The organism is Streptomyces luomodiensis (assembly GCF_031679605.1).
GTDB classification, from domain to species: domain Bacteria; phylum Actinomycetota; class Actinomycetes; order Streptomycetales; family Streptomycetaceae; genus Streptomyces; species Streptomyces luomodiensis.
This window is the reverse complement of record NZ_CP117522.1, coordinates 2058344-2073179: the sequence shown is the minus strand read 5'-3', so window position 1 is coordinate 2073179 and position 14836 is coordinate 2058344. Positions and strand designations below refer to the sequence as shown.

The window sequence follows — 14836 nt, the reverse complement described above, 5'->3', positions numbered from 1 at the left end:
TGCCCAGGGCGAGCGGCTTGACCGGCAACAGCACGGTCCAGCGGCTGCCTGGTGAGCCGGACATCATCACGCGTCCAGGACCGGGAGTAGCTCCGGGAGGTGCCCGTCGGAGGCCTCGGCGGCCCGCCTGCGCTCCTCCGGGACCTCCCCGTACAGCGTGGTCCGCGGCCTGGCCGGGCGCCCCGCCGCCTCCGCCACCGAGACCAGGTCCCGGACCGACGTGCAGGAGCCGTAGGAGGATCCCGCCATCCGGGAGATGGTCTCCTCCATCAGGGTGCCGCCCAGGTCGTTGGCGCCGGACCGGAGCATATCGGCTGCGCCCTCTGTGCCCAGTTTGACCCAGCTCGTCTGGATGTTGGGGATGTGAGGGTGGAGCAGCAGCCGGGCCATGGCGGTCACCGCGCAGTTGTCGCGGACGGTGGGGCCGGGGCGGGAGATGCCGGCCAGGTAGACGGGCGCGTTGGTGTGGACGAAGGGGAGGGTGACGAACTCGGTGAAGCCGCCGGTCCGTTCCTGGATGCGGGCCAGGGTGCGCAGGTGGCCGAGCCAGTGGCGGGGCTGGTCGACGTGGCCGTACATCATCGTGGACGAGGAGCGGATGCCCACTTCGTGGGCGGTGGTGATGACCTCGATCCAGGTGGCGGCGGGCAGTTTGCCCTTGGTGAGGACCCAGCGGACCTCGTCGTCGAGGATCTCGGCGGCCGTGCCGGGGACGGAGTCCAGGCCGGCCTCCTTCGCGGCGGTCAGCCACTCCCGGATCGACAGGCCGGTGCGGGTGGCGCCGTTGACGACCTCCATCGGTGAGAAGGCGTGCACGTGCATCCCGGACACCCGGCTCTTCACCGCTCGGGCGATGTCGAAGTACGCGGTGCCCGGCAGGTCCGGGTGGATGCCGCCCTGCATGCACACCTCGACCGCGCCGACCTCCCAAGGCTGCTGGGCGCGGTCGGCGACCTGGTCCAGGGAGAGGGTGTAGGCATCGGCGTCGGTGCGGCGCTGGGCGAAGGCGCAGAAGCGGCAGCCGGTGTAGCAGACGTTGGTGAAGTTGATGTTGCGGGTGACGATGTACGTGACGTCGTCGCCGACCGCTGAGCTGCGTACGTCGTCGGCGACCCGGCACAGCGCGTCCAGAGCGAGCCCGTCGGCGTGCAGCAGGGCCAGCGCCTCGGCGTCGGTGAGCCGGGTCGGGTCGTCGGCGGCGGTGGCCAGCGCCTGGCGGACGTCGGTGTCGATGCGCTGGGGGACCATCCCGGGGGCGGCGGCCTCGCGCAGGGCGCCCCAGTCGCCGTACACCTCGTCGAAGTCGTCGCGGCGGTCGCCGGTGCGGCCCTCAGTGTCGATGGTGCGGTGCAGGTCGGTGCGGCCGGAGGCGGTGAACGCCTCATCGGGCTCCTGCCAGGGCCGCCCCTCCACCACCGCGGCCTCGCGGACGAGTCCGGTCTCCGGGTCGGCGAGGGCGGTGACGTGCGGGAGCAGGCGCGGGTCCAGCCAGGGCTCGCCGCGCCGGACGAACTCCGGGTAGACGCAGAGACGTTCCCGCAACTCGAAGCCGGCCGCGAGGGAACGCCGGGCTAGTTCCTCGATCTTCGGCCAGGGGCGTTCGGGGTTGACGTGGTCGATGGTGAGCGGGGAGACGCCGCCCCAGTCGTCGATGCCGGCACCGATCAGCCGCTCGTACTCGTCGTCCACCAGGTTGGGCGGTGCCTGGAGGCAGGCGGCGAGGCCCATGATGTGCCGGGCGACGGCCACCGTGGCGACCAGCTCGTCCAGTTCCGCCTCGGGCATGCCGCGCATCGCGGTGTCCGGCTTGGCACGGAAGTTCTGGATGATCAGTTCCTGGACGCCGCGGTAGGCGCGGGCGACCCGGCGCAGTGCGAACAGCGACTCGGCGCGCTCCTCGTACGTCTCGCCGATGCCGATGAGGATGCCCGAGGTGAATGGCACCGAGGAGCGGCCGGCGTCCTCCAGGACCCGCAGCCGTACCGCCGGTTCCTTGTCCGGGGAGCCGTGGTGCGGGCCGCCGGGCTCCGACCACAGCCGGGTCGCCGTCGTCTCCAGCATCATGCCCATTGATGGCGCGACCGGCTTCAGGCGCTGGAAGTCGGTCCAGGTCAGCACGCCGGGGTTGAGGTGCGGCAGCAGGCCGGTCTCCTCCAGGACGCGGACGGAGATCGCCCGTACGTAGGCGAGGGTGTCGTCGTAGCCGTGCGCGTCGAGCCATTCACGGGCCTCGGGCCAGCGGTCCTCCGGCTTGTCGCCGAGGGTGATGAGGGCTTCCTTGCAGCCCAGCGTGGCGCCCTTGCGGGCGATGTCCAGGACCTCGTCCGGGGAGAGGAACATGCCGTGGTCGGCCCGGCGCAGCTTGCCGGGGATGGTGACGAAGGTGCAGTAGTGGCAGGTGTCGCGGCAGAGGCGGGTGAGAGGGATGAAGACGCTCCTGGAGTACGTGATCACGCCTGGGCGGCCGGCCGCTTCGAGACCCGCGTCGCGCACCCGGGCGGCGGAGGCGGCGAGGTCGACCAGGTTCTCGTCGCGCGCTTGGAGCAGCACGGCCGCCTCGGCGACGTCGAGGGCCACTCCGTCCCTGGCTCTTTTCAGCGCCCGGCGCAGGGAGTTCGCAGTAGGGGCCACGGTCGGTTCTCCAGATCTCGTACGTGTCCGCGGGGCGAGCGGTTCCGCCTCGCGGGGGTTTTCCTGGTGGTGGGGCGGATCAGACCAGTGCCCGGTCCGGCTTGTGGCCGGCGGACGACGCGGACGAGTCGTCCTTCTCGGCCTTGCGCTCGGCGGGTCCAGGGGCCGTGATGCGGCTCGGTGCTCCTGGCCCAGGGCGGGGTGGTGCTTGACCGGCCAGGTGGAGTTCGCAGTTGGTCCCACCGGCTGCCGTTGTGCGGTCGTGGCCGGTGGGAACCGGGAGTTCGTTCACCGGGGGAGGGGTTGTCCTCTGGTCTCCGGTCCGACGAACCAGACGGTGGCGATGGCGATGACGTACATCACCACTCCGACGACCGTGGCAGCGGCAGTGATCCCGCCGAGCAGGCTGATGAGCATTCCGGTGCCGAGGGTGACCAGCGCGCCCGCGATGCGCGCGGAGTTGAACACCGCGGAGATCGCTGTGGCGCGACCCGAGGTGGGGAACAGCTCGGGCATGTAGATGGGCATCCAGGCGAACTGGCCCAGGATGAAGAACCCGGCCACGGCTGCCACGGCCAGTGCCGCCTGCGGGGTGTGGACGGCGAAGAAGAAGACCGGGACGACGGCCGCGGATACGGAGTAGTAGAGGAGCATGGTGGGTTTTCGGCCCCAGCGGTCGGCCAGGTAACCGAGCAGGAGGTAGCCGGGTACGGAGGCGCCGTTGAACACCAGGCCGGCGTTGGCACCCCATCGGGTGCCCGTCTCGCCGGTGTCCTTGGCGAGTTGGGCGGTGTATGCGGGGATCCAGGCCGACACGGCGTACAGGCCGATGACCGACACGACAGTCAGCACGAGCAGCCGCAGCCCGCGACGGCGTAGGCGGGCGTGGCTGAAGACGGCGGTGAAGGGGGAGCGCAGGAGTTCCCTGTCTGCGGCTGCGACGGTGTTGCCGGCTTCTTGGGCGGCTTTGGCCTTGCGCCGCCGGTCGCGGACCGAGGTCCACATCTCCGGGTCGCGGACGGCCCGCCGTACGTAGAGGACGATGAGTGCCGGGAGCGTGCCGATCAGGAAGAGGTAGCGCCAGGCGTTGTCGCCCACGGGCTCCAGCAGGTACCAGGCCAGTGCGGCGATGACTGCGCCGACGCCGAAGCCCGACTGGAGTACCGCGGCGGCTCGTCCGCGTGAACGGTCCGGCCAGAGTTCGCCGATCAGGGCGGTGGCACTGCCCCACTCCGCTCCCAGTCCCATGCCGGTGATGAAGCGCAGGGTGAGCAGCCACCAGTAGTCGGGTGCGAGTGCGGTCAGACCGGTGAAGAGGGCGTACCAGAGGATGGAGAGGATGAGGGTGCGGCGTCGGCCGAGCCGGTCGGCCGCGAAGCCGGCGAGGATCCCGCCGAGCGCCCAGCCGGCGAGGGTGGCCGCAAGCAGGCCGCTGACGTAGGTGGGAAGGTCTGCCAGCTGTGCTTGGGTGCCCACCGCCATGACGGCCGTGGGGCCGACGAGGACGAGGGCGTAGGTCTCGAACCCGTCGAAGGTCCATCCCAGCCAGGACGCGAACAGCGCACGGCGGCTGCTTTTGTCGATGTGGCGCACGGCTGGGGAGGGGGCGGGAGTTCTGGGGGGCGACACGTCGTTTTGCAGGTCGGACATGGTGCTCTCCTTTGAGCGGTCGCGCGACGCGTGACGTGCCCGTGGTCAGCCGATGACGTTGACCGGCCTGAGGACGGAAACCTCGACCGGTTTGGCGAGGAGGTCGGACAGCTGGGCGCGGTAGGCCTTGTAGTGGGCCGTCGTGCGGTGCGCCTCCAGGGCTGCGGTGTCCTGGTAGCGCTCCAGGAGGACGAAGTCCGGGGCTTCCGTTTCGGTGGTGTAGAGGTCGTAGGAGCGGCATCCCGGCTCGGAGCGGGTCGGGGCGATCATTCCTTCGAGCAGGGCCTGCAGCTGCGGAGCGCGGTCCGAGGCCGGGGTGAAGCGGGCGATCACGGTTACGTGGTTCTGGTCTGACACGGGGACTCCTTTGATTCCCGGCGGGGGCTACTTGCGCCCACCAGATGTAAGACGTTATAAAACGTCTTATGACATGCGTCAAGGGTTCGGTGGCCCCGCCGGCCGTGACACCCGAAGGGGTTGTTACGCGTCCGGGCCTGCTGCCGGGTTCAATACGACTTATGACATCTGACATGGGCAACGAGCCCCGCTTCGACCTGTCGGCCGCCGGATTCCGGATCGAACGGGGCCGGACACCGGCGACGACGCAGCTGGCGGAGCAGATCAAAGCACTGATCCTCAAGCAGCAGCTGCCGCCGGGAACGCGGCTGCCCACGGAACGGGAGCTGATGGCTGAGACCGGTCTGAGCCGCATCACGGTCCGTGCCGCCGTGGGTGCACTGGAGTCGCAGGGCTGGGTGGTACGCAAGCAAGGACTGGGCACCTTCGTCTCCGAACCGGTGGACCAGGAGCTGTCCTCCGGCGTGCGCACCATCACCGAGGTCCTGCTCGAACAGGGCGTCACACCGCACATCGACGTCCTGGGCTTTGGCGTCGAATCCGCTGCGCCCCACGTCGCGCAGGTCCTCGGGGAGTCCGAGGTACTGACGATCCGGCGCCGGTACGGGGACGGGGAGAAGCCGGTCGCGCTCGTCACGATCCACCTCCCGACGCGGGTGCTGGAGGCGGCCGGGCCGCTGCGCTCCGGCGAACCCACCACCGAGACCACGTACACGATGTGGGAGCAGCGCCTGGGGGTGCGGATCGCGCAGGCCCAGCACCAGATCCACGCGGCCGCGGCTTCTCCGGACGTCGCCGCGGCGCTGGAGATCGACGAGTCCGCACCCGTGCTCGTCCTGGAGCGGGTCAGCTTCGGCCACGACGACCGTCCACTGGAAGTCGTGATCTTCCACTACCGCCCGGAACGCTACGGATTCACCGTGACGCTTCCCCGCACCGTCTCCGGTGCCCCGGTCGGCATGACCGACATGACAGAAAGGCGACGTCCATGAACGACGACGATCCCTCCGGCGCGGGTCCCGCCCACGAGCCCGAGCCGCACATCGGGCTGATCCTGGCCCTGACCATCCGCGGCCTCGCCGTGGGCAACTATCCCGGCATGGTCCGCGCCGCGCAGGCCGCCGAGTCCTACGGATTCGACTCCGTGTGGCTGTGCGACCACTTCCTGACCCTCAGCCCCGACGACTACGTCCGGGACGCGGGCATCACCGCCGGACCCGAGAGCGACGGCGATGCCCAGCAGAGCCGTTCGTCGTCGGTCCCGCTGCTCGAATGCTGGACCGCGCTGTCGGCCCTGTCCCGCGACACCACCACCGTGCGCCTGGGCACCAGTGTGCTGTGCAACTCCTACCGCTACCCCGCCGTGCTCGCCAAGATGGCCGCCACCCTCGATGTCATCTCCGGCGGCCGACTGGACCTGGGCATGGGAGCGGGCTGGTTCCAGCAGGAGTACGAGGCTTACGGCATCCCGTTCCCCCCGACCGGGGACCGGGTCACCGCGCTCGGCGAGTCGCTCCAGGTGATGCGCCAGGTGTGGACCGACCCGCACCCGACCTTCCACGGCGACTTCTACAGCATCGACGGGGCGGTCTGCGATCCGCCCCCGCTCCAGCAGCCGCATCCGCCCCTGTGGGTGGGCGGCGAGGGGCTGCGGGTCCACCGCATCGCCGCCCGGCACGCCAACGGCATCAACGTCCGATGGTGGCCCGCCGAGAAGTGCGCGGAGCGCCGCGCGTTCCTGGACCGTGAGTGCGAGGCGATCGGCCGCGATCCGGCGACCCTGCGCCTGTCGATCACCACCCTGCTCGCACCGACCGACTCCTCGGCACAGCAGGACGAGCTGCGTACCCGCTTCCAGTCGATTCCCGACACCGGACTGATCACCGGGACGCCGGAAGCCTGTGTCGAGCGCATCCGCGCCTACCAGGATGCCGGCATCGACCACTTCCTGTTCACCATCCCGGACGTCGCGGACTCGAGCTATCTCGACGTCGTCGGGGAGCAGATCCTGCCCCACATCAAGCCCGCACGGCACACGCAACCCACCTGACCCAGCCGCGCGACCACGACGCCAACGACTCAACGAAGGGCTACTCCGTGACCTCCGAGACGACCGCACACAATGAGCTCGCCCCCATCGACGAGGCGTACCTGAGGCCGACCGCCTACATCGATTCCGACCACCCGCTCGTGGTATCCACCGCACGAGAGCTGACGGACGGTGCCACCACCGACAGCGAACGACTGGGCCGCATCTACCACTACGTCCGCGACCTGCCCTACGACATCCTCGCCTCGTTCCGCTATCTCGCCGAGGGCGAATCGGCGGCCAGCGACGTCCTCGCCCACGGCGTCGCCTTCTGCATGGGCAAGGCGAGTTCGTTCGTCGCCCTGTCCAGGGCCGCCCGCATCCCTGCCCGCATCGCGTTCCAGGCGCTCCACGCCCCGAAGATGGAATTCCTCTCACCAGAGGTCCGCACCCTGTGGGGAGGGCCGGCCGGACGGCCACTGCCCTGGCACTCGCTCGGCGAAGCCTTCCTCAACGGCCGGTGGATCAAGCTGGACGCAACCATCGACGCGCCCACAGCGACCCGTCTGGGCAAGCCCTACACCGTCACCTACGACGGCGTCACGGACATCCCGACCGTCGAGGGGCCCGTGCTGCGGGAGAACGGCAGCTACGCCGACTATCCCGCCGAAGTGGCGCGATGGTACGAGCAGGTCGCCGGCGAAGTCCTCGAAGCGCTTGCCTCGCCCGCCGCGCACGAGCGGGTCGCCGGCGACGACGTGCTGTGGAGCGGCCCCGATCCGGAGCTGGTCGGCCGCACTTCCGTCGCCTGATCCGGCCACGCGAGGAGCGCCCCGAGACACCGACCGGCGGACATGCCCGCCCTTCGCGGACCATCACGTCAACCCCCAAGGAGTGAGGCCACCATGGCCGTTCACCAGATCAACTCCGTCAACCCGGCCACCGAGGAAGTCATCGCCCAGTTCACCCCCCACTCGCCGACAGCTGTCGACGCGGCAGTCGAGCGGGCATCCCTCGCCGCCAGGAGGTGGCGGACGATACCCGTACCGGCACGGGCCGAGCACCTCAAGCGGGCCGCCGCGCTACTGCGCGCCGAACGGGACCAACTCGCCGCACTCATCACCGAGGAGATGGGCAAGCCCATCGCCGAAGCGGAAGCCGAGGTCGACAAGTCCGCCTGGGCTTGCGAGTACTACGCGACGCAGGGACCGGAACTACTGATGCACCAGCCCGTGGCAACCGGGGCCGCCCGCAGCCACGTCGCCTTCGACCCGCTGGGCCTCGTCCTGGCAGTCATGCCCTGGAACTATCCGCTCTGGCAGGTGTTCCGCTTCGCGCCGCCCGCGCTGCTGGCCGGCAACGGTGCCGTGCTCAAACACGCCTCGAACGTGCCGCGTTGTGCCCTGGCCATCGCCGACATCTGGAACCGGGCCGGCTGCCCGCCCGGTCTGTTCACCACGCTGCTCGTCGGCCCCGACGCGGTGCCGGACCTCATAGCCGATCCCCGCATCCACGCCGTGACCCTCACCGGATCGACCGAAGTGGGCTCTGCCGTCGCTGCTATGGCCGCGCACCACCTCAAGCCACAGGTCCTCGAACTCGGCGGCTCGGACCCCTTCATCGTCCTCGCCGACGCGGACGTCCCGGCCGCCGCCGCGGCGGCGGTCAGCGCACGCATGCACAACACCGGGCAGAGCTGCATCTCCGCCAAACGGTTCATCGTCGAGGAAACGGTCGTCGAGGAATTCACCGATGCGTTTACCGCCGGTGTCGCTGCCCTGACCGTGGGCGACCCGTTCCGCCGAGACGTGACGATCGGCCCGCTCGCCCGGTCCGGTCTTCGCTCCGACCTCGTCGACCAGGTCGAGCGCAGCACCGCGGCGGGCGCCCGCGTCGTCACCGGCGGCACGGTCCCCGACGGTCCCGGGTACTTCTATGTGCCTGCCGTCCTCGACCAGGTCACCCCGACGATGGCTGTCGCAGCGGAAGAGACGTTCGGGCCGGTGGCCGCCGTCGTCTCCGCGAAGGACCCGGCCCAGGCCGTCGACATCGCCAACGCCACCGAATTCGGTCTCGGCGCCGCGCTCTGGACAACCGACCTCGAGCGCGCCGATCGCCTGATTCCCGGCATCGAGGCCGGCGCGGTGTTCGTCAACGGGATCGTCGCCTCCGATCCGCGGCTGCCGTTCGGCGGCATCAAGCGCAGCGGCTACGGACGCGAGCTGGGCGCCTTCGGACTCCGTCAGTTCACCAACGTCAAGAGCGTGTGGATCGGCCCCGCACACAACGCACAGAGCCACCCCCTCAGCGAATGACCAGCATTCTCTTCTCCCGAACCAGCCGACCGAAGGCGATCACCCATGACAGTCACTCAGCCGGACCCGCTCCCCGCCACAACAACGCACCACGAGAACACCGTCGCCATCGTCGGCGGCACCGGCGCCCTCGGTCTTGGGCTCGCCACCCGGTGGGCCCACAGCGGCGTCAACGTCCGCATCGGATCCCGGCGTGCAGAAGCGGCGCAGGGCTGCGCCGACAAACTCCCCGGAGCGGTCGGCGGGGACAACACCACCATGATCGAAGGCGCGGCGGCAGTGGTCGTCGCCGTGCCCTTCAGCGCACACGTCGAGACGATGCGCTCCATTGCGAAAGCCATCCAGCCCGGACAACTGGTCATCGACACGACCGCGCCCCTTCTGCCCGTCGGCCCCCGCGGCCTGCGTCCCATCGTCCCCTGGGCCGGTTCTGCCGCCGAACAGGCCCAGGCCCTGCTGCCGGACGGCACAAGCGTGGTCTCGGCTCTGCAGACGGTCAGCGCCGCCACCTTGCAGGACATCGAGCTCCGGCTGGACGAGGACGTATTGCTCTGCGGCGATCACACGGCCGACAAGGTCCTGGCCGCGGATCTCATCGACCGTATCCCCGGGCTGCGCACCGTCGACTGCGGCCTGCTGGACATGAGCGGTGTCTGCGAGCGGATCACCGCGCTGCTGATCGGGATCAACAGGCGTTACAAGACCCACGCCGGCATTCGGATCACAGGTCTTCCCGAACCTCTCGCCCGACCAGGATTCGGCCGCTCCGCGTAACTCGGCCGCAGACCCGCACTTCTTCAGGTGTCCACGATCAAGGGGAAGCTCCGGGGAACCTCATCCAGACCGGAAGGCGCTGTCATGGCCACTGGATGCTTGTGGCTGGTCGGACTCGGGTTCCGTACACCGTGCGGTCGGCTCGTACGCCACTTCTACCTCGTCGACGGCATGGCCGATCGGGAGCAGGCCCACGAGGCTGCTCTTGAGCGAGCGGACGAGCCGAGCGAACACGCGGTGCGCGGAAACCTGCGGCTCGACGACAGCTGTGTCGAGATGCGTCGAATGTCGTGTGACCTTCTGGGCACCTGGCGGCTGTCCGTCCCAAGTCCGTGCACTGCGTAGCCTCTTGGAACCGCAAACCATCGTTGACGAGTGCAGGCCTGTCAGGCGCTGCGCGGTCGCCGACGCCGACAACGGACGCTGTGTCTCGTTTCTCCGTCAAGGCCACCGTGAGCCGCTTCAGGACTCCCATCTGCGTGCTGCAGAACATCCGGGAGCAGTCACCTGACGCATATATGGGCGCTGCGGCCTGCTGTCATACGCTGCGGCCTGTGCGTGCCGGAAACTATGTCACCCCTATGCGACCTGCGAGTATTCGTGGATGAGGTCGCTGAGTCGATCGCGTCGGGAGATGCGGGTTTTGCCAGTGGCGATAATTGGTTCGGACTCGGTGAGTCGGCCTGGCGCCCGTTGTCCGAGGGACCGATGCGGCCGGTGACTGTTGTAGTGCTCCGTGCACTCGTCGAGGACGAGGCGGAGGTGGCGCTCTCCGGTGATCAGGATGCGGTCGGTGGCCTCGCGTCGGCATGATCCGATCCAGCGTTCGGCGATCGCGTTCATCCGTGGCACAGCGGGCAGTGTGGGGATGACGCGTACGCCGGCTGCTTGGAAGACGGTGTCAAAGCTGTTGGTGAAGTAGGCGCTGCGGTTCCGGATGAGGAACTTGATCGACTCTGCGCGGTCGCCCAGGTCCATGAGGTAGGTCCGCGCTTGCTGGGTGATCCAGGGGCCGGTCGGGTGTCGAGTGATGCCGGCGATGTGCATGCGGCGGGCGCCATGGTCGATGAAGAACAGTACGAACCAGCGCCGCAAGGGGACGGTGTCGATGTGGAAGAGGTCGGTGGCCACGATTGCGGAGGCCTGCGCTTTGAGGAAAGCAGCCCATGAGCGGTCCGCGCGTTGCGGTGATGGGTCGATCCCGGCCTTCTACCGCGCCCTGCGCAGGGCCGTCCCGCCCTGCCCACCCGGGACCTGGGGCTGCCCGCCCCGGCATGGCGGCGAGTTCGTCGTCGGCCAGCCTGACACCTGGGGCACCCCGGATACCGAAACCGTCACTGACACCCGCCTCTACGGCCCCCCGAACCCCAGGCGCACCCACCGATCCTCCTGGGCCGCGGCCGACGGCATCCTCCCCATCATCGAGGGCACCGTGATTCGCCTGGACATCGACCACCTGCCCAGCGGCGCCACCCCCAAGCCGGTCTGGCTTGGGGGTCTGCCGCCGACGCCACGGAAGCCGACGCCAACCGGCTGCGGCAGGCCTACCTGCGGCCCTTCGACATCGAGCACACCGTCCGCCCTTCTGACAGACCCTCGGCTGGGCCAGCCCGAAGACCTGCACCCTGACACCGGCAAGACCCACACCACGCCACCCCAACGACTTCTCCATCCACAGGAAACACCCAGCTCAGCAGCCTGATGGGGATATGGACACCCTTCAGGCACGGACAGTCAGCGGAACAGGCGGAAGAACCCGCGCACCTGCTGGACCAGCGACTCCGGCTGCTCCAGCGCGGCGAAGTGGCCACCATGCGGCAGCTCCTCGAACCAGCGCAGGTCGGTGAACCGCAGCTCGGCCTCCCGCCTCGACGGGCGGGTTATGTCGCGCGGGTAGACCGACAGCCCGGATGGCGCGGTCACCTTGTCCCGGAAGTTGGCGAAGCTCTCCCAGTACAGGCGCGCCGACGACGTGGCCGACGCGGTGAACCAATAGACCGAGATCTCGTCGAGGATCGTCTGCCGCGACAACGCGTCCTCGGGATGGCCGTCGTTGTCCGTCCACGCCCAGAACTTCTCGGCGATCCAGGCGGCCTGCCCCGCCGGGGAGTCGGTGAGGCCGTAGCCGAGCGTCTGCGGCCGGGTCGCCTGGATCGCCGAGTACCCCCGGCCGGTGCGCTGCATCTCCTTCTCGGCCTCGAGATTCGCCAGCTCCGCGGGCGTCGGGTCGTCGAACGTGCCCGCCGCCACGGATCCCAGGTTCAGGTGCACGCCGGCGACCCGCTCGGGCGCCACCTCGCCCAGCACCGCGGACACCGCCGAACCCCAGTCACCGCCCTGCGCGCCGTACCGTTCGTAACCCAGCGAGACCATCAACGTGTCCCAGGCGCGCGCGGTGCGAGTGATGCCCCACCCGGTCGTCGACGGCTTGTCACTCCAGCCGTACCCGGGCAACGACGGCGCGACCACGTGGAACGCGTCCGCCGGGTCACCGCCGTGCGCGCGCGGGTCGGTCAGCGGGCCGAGGACCTCCAGGAACTCGAGCACCGAACCCGGCCACCCGTGCGTGAGCACGAGCGGGAACGCGTCCGGCTCCGGCGAGCGGACGTGCAGGAAGTTGATGCCCAGCCCGTCGATCGTGTCGCGGTACTGCGGGAACACGTTCAGCCGCTCGGCGAACCCGAAGTCGTAGTCCTCGGCCCAGCTGCGGCAAAGCTCCTGCGCATACGCCAGCGGCAAACCCTGTGACCAGTCGTCCACCGGCTCGCGCTCGGGCCACCGTGTCCGTCGCAATCGTTCACGCAGGTCCGCGATCTCGGCTTCGGTGATGCTGACCTCGAATGGCTCGGCGGACATGGCAACGCTCCTTACTGGTCAAGGCGTTATCGGATCAGAGGCAGGTGGACCGTCATCGCGGGCTCCCACGCGTGGCGTCGGGTTCGGGGCGGCGGTCGGCGGTAGGGCGCCGGGTCAGGCTGAGGACGAGTCCGGCCAGGGGGAGTGCCGCGAGCACGGCGAGGGCCACCGGCACCGGCACGATGCCGGACAGACCCGCGACAGCGGCCGGGCCGATCCCGCCACCCAGGGCGTTCATAAAGTTGAGCAGGGACTGTGCGGTGTCGCGGTCGTCCGCGGCGACCAGGTCCGGCGCGAGGCTCACCAGTACGGCTTGGGCGCCGGCGAACCCGCACACGGTCAACGCCGTGCCGACGACAATCGGGATCGGCCCGGTGAAGATCGCGACCACGAGCACGCCGACGACGGTGAGTGCCGCAAGCCCGGCCGACACCTGCCAGCCGGTGAACCGGTCGGTCAAGGTGCCGACCAGCCGCCCGGCCAGCACCGAGCAGGCGGCGGCCGGGACCAAGAGCACGCCGGCTTCCAGGGGGCCACCGCCCGTGGCCTGCTCGATCAGGGACGGGGCGCGGAACAGCACCCCGTAGTAGCCGGCGAAGACGGTCCCGCCGATGAGCCCGGCCGCCAGGAAGCCGCGGGATGCGATCACCCGCCGAGGCACGAACCCGTCGGGCGTGCTTCGCACGCGCCACCACAGTCCCACGGCGGCGAGCGCCCCGGCGGCAGCCACGACGAGCGTGACCGGAGCGGGCAGGCCGACCGAATGTGCCTGCAGCAACGTGATCAAGGAGCCGGCGAGTACCGACAGCACGGCCGCGCCGACGATATCGAGTCGCCCGGTCGAGCCGTTTCGCTCGCCGCTACCGCTCCGCGTCCATGCGCGCCTACTCGGCAATGCGGCCAGCAGGAGGGGCAGCGCGAGGGCCGGGATCGCGAGCACGGCACGCCACCCGAGCCATGCGGTCACCGCCCCGCCCAACAGTGTCCCGCACCCCGACGCCGTCGCGCTGGCGGCCGCGATGATTCCCAGGGCGCGGATCCGTTGCCGCCCGGGAAGGGCGGTGGCCGCGGCAAAGACGGCGATCACGGTCGCGCCCGCCCCGGCGCCGCCGATCAGTCGGCCGACGATCACGACGGACAGTGTCGGCCCGGCTCCGGCGAGCACGGAGCCCGCGGCGAGCGCCACGACCCCGGCGACGAGGACCTGGAAGGGGCTCCAGCGGACCAGCAGCCGACCCGCGACCGGCATCGCGAGCGCGGAGGTCAGCGACCACGCGGCGAGAATCCATGCGGTGGCCCCGAACGGCACCGCGAGTGCGCGGCCGATGGCCGGCAGGGCCACCGACGGCGCTCCCAGTGCCACGTACATCGGCAGCACCAGCATCCCCAAAGTCAGCCCCAGCCGACGCCCGTCCGGGGCGTCGGTTCGCTCCGGTGCCGGGGCCCCTCCAGACGGGATCGTCTGCGGCGTCGTCCCCTGCCGAGTATGTTGTGACATCCTAAAGCTCCTTTGGGTGTAACGTTATGGGACAGTGAGGAGACACGTCAAATGCAGGATGCGTATTACAGCCCATTGGTGGTCCAGACGGCCGTCGACCTGGCCAACACCTTGAGGCCGATCAAGGGAGAGGACGCGCTCGAGACCGTGGAGCAGCTCCGGGACTTCCTTGACGACCATCCCGCGGCTGAGCCTCCGAGTTCGGCCGCGAACCAAGGGGCCGGTCCGCGGCATCTCACCCGCGCCGACCTGGCGGAAGTCCGCGCGTTGCGCGAGACGGTGCGTCAGGTGCTCGAACGGGCGAACGCGGACGCGGTCGAAGCTGCGGCTCTGATCAACGACGGTCTGCGTCGCAGCCGCGCCACCCCGGTACTGCGCCACGAGGACGACCGCTGGTGGACCGAGGTGACCTCCGACACCGACCGCTGCTCGGCGCACCTTGCCGCGACTACGCTCAGCGCACTGGCTTCTGTGATCGCCACGCTCGGTCCCGCTCGTCTCGGCGTATGTGCCGGGCCGACCTGCCGGGCCACTTTCGTGGACCTCTCGCGCAACGGCTCGAAGCAGTACTGCACCCGAACCTGCGCACACCGGGCCAGCGTCGCGGCCTACCGGAGCCGGCGCAGCCCGCGTTGAGCGCCGGCACCTGACCCTGCCAGGCCGGCGCCGGCACACCGTGGGCCGTGCGGGCAGCGGATGCCCGCACGCCCGCAGCCCCTACGCAAC

12 protein-coding genes and 1 pseudogene are annotated in these 14836 nt (G+C 69.9%); 7 read left to right on the top strand and 6 right to left on the bottom strand.

All coding sequences use genetic code 11. The features are described from left to right. Positions 1 to 66: 66 nt before the first annotated feature. The 3 genes from PS467_RS08735 to PS467_RS08725 all read right to left on the bottom strand — a co-directional run bounded on the left by PS467_RS08735 (position 67) and on the right by PS467_RS08725 (position 4638). Positions 67 to 2631, bottom strand: coding sequence for a bifunctional FO biosynthesis protein CofGH (locus tag PS467_RS08735; protein WP_311034777.1), 2565 nt, complete (start codon positions 2629 to 2631; stop codon positions 67 to 69). Between the two features lie 288 nt (positions 2632 to 2919). Continuing rightward, positions 2920 to 4281, bottom strand: a complete 1362-nt coding sequence (locus PS467_RS08730) for an MFS transporter (RefSeq protein WP_311034776.1) — start codon at positions 4279 to 4281, stop codon at positions 2920 to 2922. A 45-nt stretch (positions 4282 to 4326) separates the two neighbouring features. Beyond that, positions 4327 to 4638 (bottom strand): putative quinol monooxygenase, encoded by a 312-nt coding sequence (locus PS467_RS08725; RefSeq protein WP_311034775.1) that lies wholly within the window; start codon positions 4636 to 4638, stop codon positions 4327 to 4329. 161 nt (positions 4639 to 4799) lie between these two features. Between PS467_RS08725 and PS467_RS08720 the strand changes: the two genes are divergently transcribed. From PS467_RS08720 to npdG, 5 genes are all read left to right on the top strand, one after another. Next, entirely contained in the window at positions 4800 to 5630 is an 831-nt protein-coding gene (locus tag PS467_RS08720) for an Rv0792c family HTH-type transcriptional regulator (RefSeq protein ID WP_311034774.1), read from the top strand. After that, a complete protein-coding gene (locus tag PS467_RS08715; RefSeq protein ID WP_311034773.1) occupies positions 5627 to 6688 on the top strand; it encodes a TIGR03619 family F420-dependent LLM class oxidoreductase in 1062 nt (353 codons plus the stop codon). Before PS467_RS08720 ends, PS467_RS08715 begins: the two co-directional genes overlap by 4 nt. Positions 6689 to 6735: 47 nt before the next feature. Beyond that, positions 6736 to 7479, top strand: coding sequence for a transglutaminase-like domain-containing protein (locus PS467_RS08710; RefSeq protein WP_311034772.1), 744 nt, complete (start codon positions 6736 to 6738; stop codon positions 7477 to 7479). 93 nt (positions 7480 to 7572) lie between these two features. Then, positions 7573 to 8982 carry an NAD-dependent succinate-semialdehyde dehydrogenase gene (locus tag PS467_RS08705; protein WP_311034771.1) on the top strand — a complete coding sequence of 470 codons (1410 nt, stop codon included), beginning with the start codon at positions 7573 to 7575 and terminating at the stop codon, positions 8980 to 8982. A gap of 45 nt (positions 8983 to 9027) precedes the next feature. Beyond that, positions 9028 to 9756 carry an NADPH-dependent F420 reductase gene (npdG, locus tag PS467_RS08700; RefSeq protein WP_311034770.1) on the top strand — a complete coding sequence of 243 codons (729 nt, stop codon included), beginning with the start codon at positions 9028 to 9030 and terminating at the stop codon, positions 9754 to 9756. 579 nt (positions 9757 to 10335) lie between these two features. On the opposite strand, the gene PS467_RS08695 is transcribed toward npdG, so the two are convergent. Continuing rightward, on the bottom strand, positions 10336 to 10887 hold the full coding sequence (locus PS467_RS08695; RefSeq protein WP_311034769.1) for an integrase core domain-containing protein: 552 nt from the start codon (positions 10885 to 10887) through the stop codon (positions 10336 to 10338). A gap of 82 nt (positions 10888 to 10969) precedes the next feature. Here PS467_RS08695 and PS467_RS08690 point away from each other — a divergent pair. Next, positions 10970 to 11381 (top strand): annotated as a pseudogene (locus PS467_RS08690) (NF041680 family putative transposase); the annotation flags it as partial. A 109-nt stretch (positions 11382 to 11490) separates the two neighbouring features. Here PS467_RS08690 and PS467_RS08685 read toward each other — a convergent pair. Further along, positions 11491 to 12612, bottom strand: coding sequence for an alpha/beta fold hydrolase (locus tag PS467_RS08685; protein WP_311034768.1), 1122 nt, complete (start codon positions 12610 to 12612; stop codon positions 11491 to 11493). 52 nt (positions 12613 to 12664) lie between these two features. Then, the gene (locus PS467_RS08680) at positions 12665 to 14110 is read right to left on the bottom strand and encodes an MFS transporter (RefSeq protein WP_311034767.1); all 1446 of its coding nucleotides are present in this window, start codon (positions 14108 to 14110) and stop codon (positions 12665 to 12667) included. 51 nt (positions 14111 to 14161) lie between these two features. Here PS467_RS08680 and PS467_RS08675 point away from each other — a divergent pair, with 51 nt between their 5' ends. Next, positions 14162 to 14746 (top strand): CGNR zinc finger domain-containing protein, encoded by a 585-nt coding sequence (locus tag PS467_RS08675; RefSeq protein WP_311034766.1) that lies wholly within the window; start codon positions 14162 to 14164, stop codon positions 14744 to 14746. The last annotated feature ends 90 nt before the right edge of the window (positions 14747 to 14836 follow it).